Here is a 9,860-nt window from a genome sequence, read left to right as displayed (position 1 = left end):
CTCCCGCTGACCCCGCTGCGCGTGATCACGATCCTGGGCATCGGGACGGCCCAGGTCGCCCTGGTCTGTGTATGGCGACTGGTAACGATGGTGCGACGCGGAACCGTGTTCTCCCACGCCGCCTTCCGGTACGTGGACGTCATCATCGGCGCGATCGTCGCGGCTGCTCTCGTGTGGTTCGCGGTCACGGCCCTGAATGCGCCCGGCCAGCGGAACGACCCGGGCGTCACCCTCATCATGGGCGGAATTGGCGTGGCCATCCTGGGAGTCGCGCTCATCGTGCTCGTGCTGCGGATGCTGCTCGCCCAGGCCGTCGCCCGCGACGTCGAAGCGGCGCAGATGCAGGCCGAGTTGGACGAGGTGATCTGATGCCGATCGCCGTCGATATCGACGTGATGCTGGCCAGGCGGAAGATGTCCGTGGGCGACCTCGCGGACCGCGTAGGGATCACGCCCGCCAACCTGGCGGTACTCAAGAACGGCCGCGCCAAGGCGGTGCGCTTTGCGACGCTCGCCGCGCTCTGTGAGGTGCTCAAGTGCCAGCCGGGCGACCTGCTTCGCTGGGAGGCCGAGGACACCGCGGGCGAATGAACCGTGCCTGCCGACGCGTCATCGCCGATCCCGCTTGCCTTTGACCAACTCTGCGAGCATCCCGGGGTCGTACCCGGGGAGATCCCGGGCCTGCTGGAGCGTCTGGCCGAGGTGCCCGACCCTCGCGATTCGCGCGGCGTACGGCACGCTCTGGTCGTCCAGGAAGCACCCGCGAAGCAGTCCAAGGGCGTCTCTGGGGCGTTCGAGCGGGGCATAGCGGCCTGGCACAGTACAAGGAACGGGAAGGCAAGACGAGCGTTCCACGAGGCCACGTCGAGAGGGTTGTAGTCGACGGCCAGGAGCACGCCGTGAAACTCGGAGTATGGCTCACCAACACCAAAACCCGCAGGGCGAAGCTCACCGCCGGACAGGCCGGTGATGCGCCCGCCTTCACGCACGTGATGGCCCGCTTGCGCGTTCCCCGCCGACGTGGACGGCCCCCAACCCGGCCGGATGTGGTCCTGGCCGACAAGACATCCCACGCGGATAAGCGTCAAGCCGCGATGGCGGAATGATCTTCCAGTGGTTGGGGTGGGAAGGCTTTCGTCTCCTCGTAGTGCTGGCCGTGTTGGAGACAGTGGAAGAGCATGCCCATGAAGCGGTTGAAGAGGTTGCGCTGAGCGGCGACGTGGCGGTCGCCGGCTTCTCTGCGGCGGTCGAAGTGGGCTCTGGCGCCGGGTGATCTGGTGAGAGAGACGAAGGCCCACACGTGGCCGACAGCCGCCAGCCGCTGGTTCTTGACCTTTCGGCTCATGACGACGCAGCTCTTGCCACTGGCCCGGGTGACCGGGGCGCTTCCGGCGTAGGCCTTGAGCGAGCCGGAGTTCGCGAACCGGGTCCGGTCGTCGCCGATCTCGGCCAGGACGCGGGCTCCGGTTAAGGATCCAAGGCCCGGAAAGCTCAAAGGCCTGTGCGGTGCCTTCTTCCAGGTCGTCGGCGTTCTGGCAGGCGGTGTTCAGCTGTCTGAGCAGGGCCGTTGTCTGCCGGCCCAGTGCGGCCTCGACCTGGGGCAGCTGGTGGAGGTAGTCGCGCTGGAAGACCTCATGAATCCTGTCTGCTTCGGCCTCGATGCCGCGGACTCGTCCTGCCTGCTTGAGCAGTGTCTGAAGGCGTCGGTGTGTCAGCCTGGCGGCCTTGGCCGGCGTCGGGGCGGCAGCCAAGATGGTGCGGGCCTCCCGTGAGTTCAATCCGTGCTTGTGCTGGGCGAAGGCATCCAGGATCGCCGGGTAGAACTCCCGCAGCTGTGAGCGGAGCCTGTTGTGGGCCTGGCCTCGGTCCCAGACTGCGTCCTGCTGGGCTCGGGCGAGCACGGCAATGGCCTGGACGAGCTCGGAGTCTGTGGGCAGGGGCCGGTGGGCGGCCATGTCTGTCCGCAGGATGTTCGCCAGCACTGCGGCATCGACGGCGTCGGACTTCTTCCGGGCGACGGAGTGACGGTCTCGATAGCGTGCGACCGCCAGTGGGTTGATCGCGAAGACCGGCCTGCCAGAAGCCCGCAGACATGCGACGAGAAGCCCGCGAGAGGTCTCGATCGCCACGGGGATCGGAGCGTCTGCATGGTCTCCGTGCTCTACCAGCAACATGGTGAGCTGGGCGAATCCGGCGGCATCGTCGCTGATCCGAAGCCGTTGGGTTCCGCTGGCGTCGACGAGCGCGACGTCGTGATGATCCTCCGCCCAGTCCACCCCGCAGAACACGGGTTTCGGTAACCCTGTGATCTCCATTGCACCCTCCGTGTCGTGACTCTTCTCCAAGGTCAGAGCCTGTGCAGGGTGCGCGTGCTCCCTAATGGAAGTGCTCGAGGCACGTCATCCCACCAGCCGTTCGCAACCCCAGCGGGTAATGCGGCCCTCGGTCTGCTTCGGAGCTGAGGCTCAGGCAGTTCAGAGAGGTGGTCCACGCAACCGGCTCGGACTACGAACAGCGAATCGCATGGGAGCCCGACAGCGGACGTACGACGAAAACCGCTCTGACCTGCACCATCACGACCACCTTTGATGCTCTTCAAGATGGTCTGCGCTCGCCTTGAGTCCTTGCCGGGCGCGGAGTCGACCTCGTCTTGTCAACAGGACTCGACGGTCCGGGCATACTCAAAGGCTTGCTCCGCGCCCGGAAAACTGGTGCGAACCCGCGACCATGATCGCGGCCCGCGTACCAGCCTTCGCGTCCCATTAGGCCTACTCCTCACGCGCCATCCGCGAACACCTGCGCAAGCGCGGCATCCGAGCAGTGATCCCCATCCCCGCAGACCCGATTCGGCCCCAGGTGCACAGAGCATGGCCGATGATCGCGCCGTCCCCGCCCTCGGCCACCAGCGAGAGCGCAGGGATCCAGTTTTCACCCTTTTGCAATGCGTCCCGCAGAATCACCTCCACAGGTTCCTCCTCATGCGGTTTGTAGGAGGAGGCGATGGTCACCGCACGGACAGCGGCCAGGTCGGCGGGGGTTTCTCGTCTGATCAGCACCCACGCAGTGTGACCCTCCAACCGACCTGGCGTGTGTGCGGGGGCCGTCAGAGAGATGGCCTCATCTCGCGGACCAGAGGAAGATGCCCGCGACGTGCAGTCCGGCGAGGTAGATGGTGGCGGTCTTCTCGTAGCGGGTGGCGATGCCGCGACTGCTTCAAGCGGTTGATGCACCGTTCGACGGTGTTGCGCTGCTTGTAGGTCTCGCGGTCGAGGGCTGGTGGCCTGCCGCCTCGGCGTGGCCGGTGGTCCCGCGCCCGAGTCCCCAACCTCAGCCTGCTCGGTGTTCACTGCGACCATCGCCGCCGCGGCTTCGGAACGGCCCTGGTCCACGCCACTCTCGCCGCGGCGGACGCCCTCGACGTCCCGATGGTGGTTGTCCTCGGCGATCCCGACTTCTACGGGCGGTTCGGCTTCCGCCCGAGCACTGACTTCGGCATCGTCGGCGAGGAACCGGCCTGGGAGCACCTGTTCCAGATCCGCACCCTGGCCGCCTACGATTCGTCCGTGCAAGGCGAATTCATCTACCCCGAACCCTTCGGCAGCATCTGACCGGCGCTGCCGCCGCAGTGGGTGCGGACAGGGTCACCGTCGCCGTGGCGACTATGACGGCCGCTGTCGTTACAGTCATCAAACGCTTCAGCATGCTTCCTCTTCCGCCGAGTGAGTTCTGGCTACTGCCCGCCCGGGCCGTTGACCCGGTCGCAAGCGAATCCAGTGACGCGCCACTGGAGCGCGTCCCGGCTTTGGGGTCCGTATACTCCGTCGGCCCGTTGCCCCTCTTGGGCCTGCGCGCGCCGCAACGCCGCCTGAGTGCCGGCTCCGAAGACCCCGTCCGCGGTCAGGCGTGCGTCGTAGCACGCGTTCAGCGACTGCTGCAGCACTGTGACAGCGCGTGAAGAGTTGCCTCGCGCCAGCAGACAGCTGACAGCCCTTCCCGCCGCTGGAAGGGATGTGGTTGATCCGTGAACCGTCGTATAGGTCACGCTCGTTCTGCACGTCGGGGGTGCTGTATGGACCGCCGCGCGGGCGGCCTGCGTCGCGCCGACGCTCGCAACGCAGACGAAGAGGAACAGCGTGGCGCTCCACCGGCGACGAGCGAAGGGGGAGGCCGTGCTGGATCGGTTGAGTGTTGTCGAGCCGGCCGTTGGCGCAGCATGAGCCGGGTGCGCTCGAGTACTTGGCACAAGTGACTCCCTTGGGGATCCTCGGCGGACACGGGCTCCAGTCCCCGTCCACCACCACTGTGACCGACTCGCTCAGCCGCCTCCACGGTTTGCCTTCTCCTGCAAACCTCCAGGTCACAAGCCCCCTTCAGAGTGAGTGATCACCACTGAAGAGCGCCCGGATCACCCCCAGGTCGTGCCGTCCGAGCGCACTCGGCCGACCGCATGTCCGGCTCAGCGCCGGACAAGGCCTGTCCGGGACATGTCCCGGACGCCGTTCCCTGTTGTCTGTCCGCCAACGTGGCGCGTGCACTTGACGACGGAAAGCAGACGAGCGCAGGGGGGACCATGTTGCGCATTCACTTCACCGGCGAGGACTTACGTCGGATCGTCGTGGCGGATCGGCCCGACCCTCTGTGGGATGTGCTTCTCAGCCTGCACATGCTGCAGGACCGTGCCGGCACTCTGGCGTTCGGCGAATGGAGACGCAGGACGCGGGCTGCTGATGCGCCCAGTGCCCGGCTTCTGGCGGACCTGGCCCGTCCCTGGGGATACTCCCCGGACTTCCTCACCCCTGGGCGTGGCGATGCGGATTTCGACACTCAGCTCGACGCGCTTCTGTCGACCCCCCGGTCCAGGCTCCAGGCAGACGTGGCGTGTCTGGCTGCCGAGGCCCCTCTGACTCGATGGGCGAAGGCGCTCGCCGCAGGGAACTTCGGGGCGCTGAAGCAACTGGGAGAAGCGCTGACCGCCTATCGCCGCGTGGCGTTGGAGCCCTACCAGGACCTCATACACAGTCAGGTCATGGCCGACCGGGACCGACGTGCCCGGACGCTCCTGTCAGGCGGTACGGATCGGCTGCTCGCCGATCTGCACCCGAGCATGGTGTGGCGGCCCCCCGTGCTCGAGATTGCCGTGTACGCCGACCAGGACGTCCACCTGGAAGGACGAGGGCTGGTACTCGTTCCTTCGTTCTTCCTGCGGATCCAACCGATCACCTTGATGGATCCGAGCAGGCCTCCCGTGCTTGTCTATCCGCTGCCTCCACGGCTGGGCTGGCTCACGCCGAACAGCAACCGCACGGCGCACGCACCTCGTGAGCGAGTGATCACACTGCTCGGCCGCACGCGAGCAGCGGTGCTGGAAGCAGCCGCGGGTACAGGAACCACCACCCAGCTGGCCGCACGCGCAGGGGTGTCGCTACCGGTGATCAGTCGGCACACGGCTGTCCTGCGGGAGGCAGGCCTGCTGGTCACCTGGCGGGAAGGGGGCATGGTCCGACACCGTGTCACGGGGCTCGGCCTTGCCGTGCTCAATGGTGAGCTTCCCGCTTGATTTCTCCTCAAGGGGCGTTCTTGCGGGACGAACGGCACAGCTCAACACCCTCGTTCGGCCTGCTCTGTCGGCACCATCCCGAACCACGGTCATGAATCAAATGAGGAAGATTGTTCAGGATGCGGTGCTGCGAGTACGGACGGGCCGAGTTGCTGGAGGGCGACCGTCCGCGGGCCGCGGTAGTCGGTCCAGGCGAAGCTCTTGCTGCTGGCACGCTCTCGACATCCAGGGCGAACTGATTTCCGTGGCGTTGGGCGAGCCGTGGATCAAGGTCTCCCTGCAGGGCAAGCAGGAGGAGCCGGAGAACCTGGTCGCGCTGAAGGCGGAGATCGAGCTTGGGGCACCATCGACCTGATCGACATCCTCAAGGAGGCCGTTCGCCACCGGCTACACCGGTGACTTCACCTCGGTCGCCACCCGCGAGGCCGTGCCAAAGGCGGTACTGCGGCGTGGGCTGCTGCTTGTGCTCTTCGCTCTCGGCACGAATACGGGTAGCAAGCGGGTCAGACCGCATCCTGGGCGGCACACCCGAGCGGTCCAACGGTGCGCTGACGATCGTCGCCCTGGCCACCGAGGCTGGCGTCCCGCGCAACGCCCTCACCCGGCGGCACACCGACCTGAAGAACGACTTCTACGACAGGGTCCGCGCCAAGCGCGGCACCCCGGACAGCGAACGACGGCTGCGTCAGCAGGTCCGCAATCTCAAGGAACTGCGGGCTGCCGATACGGAAGAGATCGCCCAGCTGAAGGCCGACGTCGAAGCCCTCGTCGGCGCCCTGCACCAGGCCACAGTCGAGAACCAGACTCTGCGCCAGCAGCTGACGGAGCGGGCCTCTGTGGTCCGCGTGCTGCCCGCGCAGTTCCGGCCCTCAGCGGCGGATGCAGAGCCCGGCCAGGGGGGCCAGGTGGAGTGAAGGCGGTCAGTGGCTGCGGGGCGCGTACATGATCACGGCCATTCCGGCCAGGCAGATTAGCGCGCCGATGACGTCGAAGCGGTCGGGGCGGTAGCCGTCGGCGACCATGCCCCAGGCGATCGACCCGGCGACGAAGCTGCCCTACCTGGACAGGCGCTGGGCCAAGGGCCACACCAATGCCGTTCACCTGCACGCAGAGCTCAAGAAGCTTGGCTACCAAGGCAACTACCAAATCATCAGTGACTATCTGCGGCCGCGGCGCCGACGCCGTATCCGCGTTGTCAGGCCGGCGCCGCCAGGGGTCCGGCAAGTCACCGGGTGGATTATGCGTCACCCTGACCGGCTCTCGGAGAGTGGGGACAAACAGCTGACCGAGGTCCTTACTCGTTGCCCAGAGCTCGCGGCGGCCCACCGTCTCGTCCGCAGCTTCGCCGAGATCCTCTCCTCCCGCACCGGCCAGCATCTGAAGGACTGGGTCGTCAGCGCGCGAGCTGAGGAACTTCCCTGCCTCCATTCCTTCGCCACCGGCCTGGAGAAGGACTGGGACGCCGTCGTCCAGGGCCTGGCCACTCACTGGAACTCCGGTGCCGTCGAAGGCCGGGTCAACCACATCAAAATGATCAAGCGCCAGATGTTCGGCCGCGCCAAACTCCCGCTCCTCTGCAAACGGGTACTTCTCACTGCCGCCCGGTGAGGATGCTGGCTCAGGCTGGTGAGTGATGAGGGCTCGCGGGGAGCGATGCCACCTGAGCGGCTTCCGCCTGAGGAAGTTCCGTCCTCCGTGGGGGCAGCATCGAGACAAACGCATCTGCGGTCTGCCGCCGGAGAGGTTCGGTCTGCCAAGTGTCGGTGATGTCGGTCCACTGGCTCAGGGTCGCTCTCCGGACACTCCCGGGCCGATCGCGGTCATACACGAGGCTGAAGCGATAGACCCGGCCTTCCTCTGAAATGATCTGCCCGAACTCGTGGTCTCCACCGTCAGGGAAGAGATCGACGAGCACGGAGCTCGCCGGGTCGATCGACTGTTCCTTGAGCAGGTTCCGCAGCCGCACCCACAGATCGAGCGGACTCTTCCGCAGCAGGTGCGTGTAGTGGATGTGCACGGCATGAGACATAGCCCAATCATCTGACGCCAAGGAGTGGCAGCACCAGAGAGACGGACGCGGAAGATCGTTTACGGAATGTGTGCCAGAACCCGGATCCCGTCGACAAAACCAGACATGACATAGCGCAGGCCTTCGAGACTCCGGGTCCGCACCGCGCGGTGCTGTCCTTCCAGTCGTCATTCGGGTCGTGATAGAAGCGCCAGGATGCGCCACCGTCGGGCTCCAGTCGTCGCTCTTCCTCTGATGTCAGGGCGTTCGTGGGGCGGCCAGGACAGCGGGTTTGACCGCGTTGGGTCCGAAGCGGGCTCGGGCGCGGTCGGCGGCGGCTTCGATCCTGCGGGCCTTGTCGTCTCTCGGGTCGAATGTGAGCTGCCGTACGGCCCGTTCGGCCGGGATCAGGGCTTCGGCGCGTAGCGCAATGCCGCGGACTCGGGCCCGTTGGAGACTGCGCGAGGCGTAGAGCGCGTACGCGGTGTTGGCGAGGGCCGGCGAGTGGGCGGTCGGTTCGGCGAGGGTGCGGCTGCGGCTGGTGGTGGTGCGGTCGGCGTATCGGACGGAAAGGGTGAGGGACTGGCAGATCTGGCCTTCGCTGCGGAGTCGGGTGCCGAACTGCTCCGACACAGCACCGGAAGCACACAGCCCACCCGTCGGACCCTGACCATGCATCGGTACGCCTGTTCCGGCCCCGGGCCCGCAAGGAACCTGTGCGGCCCAGTCCCCGTCCTCCCCTACGGAAGAAGCACGGCACTGAATCACCATGCGCCCCCTGGATCGGAGCTTTCCGCATGACGTCACCCGACGGGTCCTCTACGCCTCGCAGCGGCGACCGTCCGTACCCGGGGTTCCCGCCATCGCCGTCCGGCGAGTACGACCAGCAGTCCCCTCCCCGGCAGTGGCACAACCCGCAGTTTCTCTACCGCCCGGATTACGGCCCAGACGTCTACGGGGCGCCGCCGCGGACCTCGAACGGCCACCGGCACGATGCCGATTGGCGCAGTGACGACTACGACCACACGCGCCCCTACGAGCCCTACTACCAGCCGGACCTGCCGCCCGAGGGATACCGCGCGCTGCCACGCCGCAGGCCCAGGCGCTGGATCGCCGCGGGTGTCTCCATGCTCGTGCTCGGCGCGGTTGCCGCCGGGGTGACGGTGTACTTCGAGATCCCGCCGTTCACGGACAAGGGAGAACCCGTCTCCTTCGACACGAACGCGGGCGGTAGCCAGCGCAAGAACTCGAAGAACTCGAAAGTCTCGATGCCGACCGGACCGAAGGCCGAGTTCAAGAACACCATGACGCTCGACGACGATACCCATGTCGCCGTGACGACCCTGCATGGCAAGAAGTCCGGGTTCAAGGGCAAGGTATGGGTCTGGGCGCCCAAGGAGTACTTCGACCCGAAGTACGCGAACAGCGGCTTCCCGGTGATGATCGCCCTTCCCGGCGGAGCTGGCTATCCCAACAACTACTGGATGGGAACCGACCTCGGCCTGCAGGAGAGCATCGCCACGTGGTCTCAGGAGGGCAAGAGCAAGCCCTTCCTCCTCGCCATGCCTGTGCTCAACCCGGCCCCGGATGACGGGGGCTTGTACTGGGACGGCTCCGACATACCGAATCAACCCAAAATGGGAACCTGGCTGACCGAGGACGTCCCGGACCTCATGAAGGCCAACTTCCGCACCATCAAGTCACGCGACGGATGGGCTTTCATGGGCTCCTCCACCGGTGCCTTCGCGGGCCTGAAAGCCGTGCTGAAGCACCCCGACAAGTTCAAGGCCGTGATCGCCTCCGGTCCGGACATCGAACCGGACTCCCGCTTGTGGAAAGGTCACCAGAAGGAGAAGGACGCCAACAACCCCAAGATCCTCGCGAAGGAGCTGATCGCCAAGGGGGGCCCTGACGTCTACATCGCCTTCCAGGTCGGAACCAACGAGAGCAATCCCCGGACCCTGCCGAACGTGAAGAAGTTCATCGCGACCTACGGCACCGGTCCCGTCCACACCAGCCTGCGGGAGATCCAGGGCGGCAAGCACAACGCCAAGACCTACGTCCCCAACATGGGCGAGGGCCCGATCCAGTTCATCAGCAAGGTCATGGAAGGGCCGCTCTCGGACTGACCACCACATCCGTCCTCAGCAGGCCCGACCATTCGTCGCCGACCAGCCGGGGTGGTTACCCGCCGCGTGCGAGTGGGAGTGTCATGAATCAGGTGTGTTCCTCCCCGAAGGAGTCACCTGATGAATACGACGACTGATCACCTGATCGAGGCCGGGGGCGGCGTGTC

Annotated in this window: 10 protein-coding genes and 5 pseudogenes; 8 read left to right on the top strand and 7 right to left on the bottom strand. The window is 66.2% G+C overall.

All coding sequences use genetic code 11. From position 1 onward, the window contains the following. The 3 genes and pseudogenes from ACWGI8_RS31645 to ACWGI8_RS31635 form a co-directional block, all read left to right on the top strand. The coding region (locus ACWGI8_RS31645; RefSeq protein ID WP_453666140.1) for a DUF2975 domain-containing protein at positions 1-369 on the top strand (369 nt) is incomplete at its 5' end. After that, complete coding sequence (locus ACWGI8_RS31640; RefSeq protein WP_406482151.1) at positions 369-590, top strand: helix-turn-helix domain-containing protein; 222 nt, start codon at positions 369-371, stop codon at positions 588-590. The genes ACWGI8_RS31645 and ACWGI8_RS31640, both read left to right, overlap by 1 nt. Before the next feature lie 356 nt (positions 591-946). Continuing rightward, positions 947-1,063 (top strand): annotated as a pseudogene (locus ACWGI8_RS31635) (IS5/IS1182 family transposase); the annotation flags it as partial. A gap of 20 nt (positions 1,064-1,083) precedes the next feature. On the opposite strand, the pseudogene ACWGI8_RS31630 reads toward ACWGI8_RS31635, so the two are convergent. The 3 genes and pseudogenes from ACWGI8_RS31630 to ACWGI8_RS31620 all read right to left on the bottom strand — a co-directional run. Further along, a pseudogene (locus ACWGI8_RS31630) lies at positions 1,084-2,314 on the bottom strand (IS110 family transposase). A gap of 453 nt (positions 2,315-2,767) precedes the next feature. Further along, complete coding sequence (locus tag ACWGI8_RS31625; RefSeq protein WP_453666138.1) at positions 2,768-3,055, bottom strand: hypothetical protein; 288 nt, start codon at positions 3,053-3,055, stop codon at positions 2,768-2,770. Between the two features lie 61 nt (positions 3,056-3,116). Beyond that, positions 3,117-3,309 (bottom strand): annotated as a pseudogene (locus ACWGI8_RS31620) (IS5/IS1182 family transposase); the annotation flags it as partial. On the opposite strand from ACWGI8_RS31620, the gene ACWGI8_RS31615 reads away from it, so the two are divergent. Further along, a complete protein-coding gene (locus ACWGI8_RS31615) occupies positions 3,281-3,607 on the top strand; it encodes a GNAT family N-acetyltransferase (RefSeq protein WP_453666142.1) in 327 nt (108 codons plus the stop codon). The pseudogene ACWGI8_RS31620 and the gene ACWGI8_RS31615 overlap by 29 nt on opposite strands. A gap of 122 nt (positions 3,608-3,729) precedes the next feature. Here ACWGI8_RS31615 and ACWGI8_RS31610 read toward each other — a convergent pair whose 3' ends face one another. Further along, positions 3,730-3,939 carry a peptidoglycan-binding domain-containing protein gene (locus ACWGI8_RS31610; RefSeq protein ID WP_453666137.1) on the bottom strand — a complete coding sequence of 70 codons (210 nt, stop codon included), beginning with the start codon at positions 3,937-3,939 and terminating at the stop codon, positions 3,730-3,732. A gap of 630 nt (positions 3,940-4,569) precedes the next feature. On the opposite strand from ACWGI8_RS31610, the gene ACWGI8_RS31605 reads away from it, so the two are divergent. Both ACWGI8_RS31605 and ACWGI8_RS31600 read left to right on the top strand, forming a co-directional pair. Further along, entirely contained in the window at positions 4,570-5,556 is a 987-nt protein-coding gene (locus tag ACWGI8_RS31605; protein ID WP_453666135.1) for an ArsR/SmtB family transcription factor, read from the top strand. A gap of 461 nt (positions 5,557-6,017) precedes the next feature. After that, on the top strand, positions 6,018-6,470 hold the full coding sequence (locus tag ACWGI8_RS31600) for a hypothetical protein (RefSeq protein ID WP_453666133.1): 453 nt from the start codon (positions 6,018-6,020) through the stop codon (positions 6,468-6,470). Positions 6,471-6,476: 6 nt separating this feature from the next. On the opposite strand, the pseudogene ACWGI8_RS31595 reads toward ACWGI8_RS31600, so the two are convergent. Next, a pseudogene (locus ACWGI8_RS31595) lies at positions 6,477-6,611 on the bottom strand (YnfA family protein); the annotation flags it as partial. Here ACWGI8_RS31595 and ACWGI8_RS31590 point away from each other — a divergent pair. After that, positions 6,577-7,164 (top strand): ISL3 family transposase, encoded by a 588-nt coding sequence (locus ACWGI8_RS31590; RefSeq protein ID WP_453666131.1) that lies wholly within the window; start codon positions 6,577-6,579, stop codon positions 7,162-7,164. The pseudogene ACWGI8_RS31595 and the gene ACWGI8_RS31590 sit on opposite strands and share 35 nt — an antisense overlap. Before the next feature lie 10 nt (positions 7,165-7,174). Here the strand turns inward: ACWGI8_RS31590 and ACWGI8_RS31585 are convergent, their stop codons facing one another. After that, positions 7,175-7,585: a hypothetical protein gene (locus tag ACWGI8_RS31585; RefSeq protein ID WP_453666129.1), complete on the bottom strand. Its 411-nt coding sequence runs from the start codon at positions 7,583-7,585 to the stop codon at positions 7,175-7,177. 237 nt (positions 7,586-7,822) lie between these two features. Then, positions 7,823-8,200, bottom strand: a pseudogene (locus tag ACWGI8_RS31580) (DinB/UmuC family translesion DNA polymerase); the annotation flags it as partial. Between the two features lie 161 nt (positions 8,201-8,361). Between ACWGI8_RS31580 and ACWGI8_RS31575 the strand changes: the two are divergent. Then, positions 8,362-9,693, top strand: a complete 1,332-nt coding sequence (locus ACWGI8_RS31575) for an alpha/beta hydrolase (protein ID WP_453666127.1) — start codon at positions 8,362-8,364, stop codon at positions 9,691-9,693. Positions 9,694-9,860 lie beyond the last annotated feature (167 nt).

This window comes from Streptomyces sp. NPDC054841, assembly GCF_053611045.1.
Note: the sequence above shows the minus strand (reverse complement) of the source record. Positions and strands in the feature narration are given on the sequence as shown.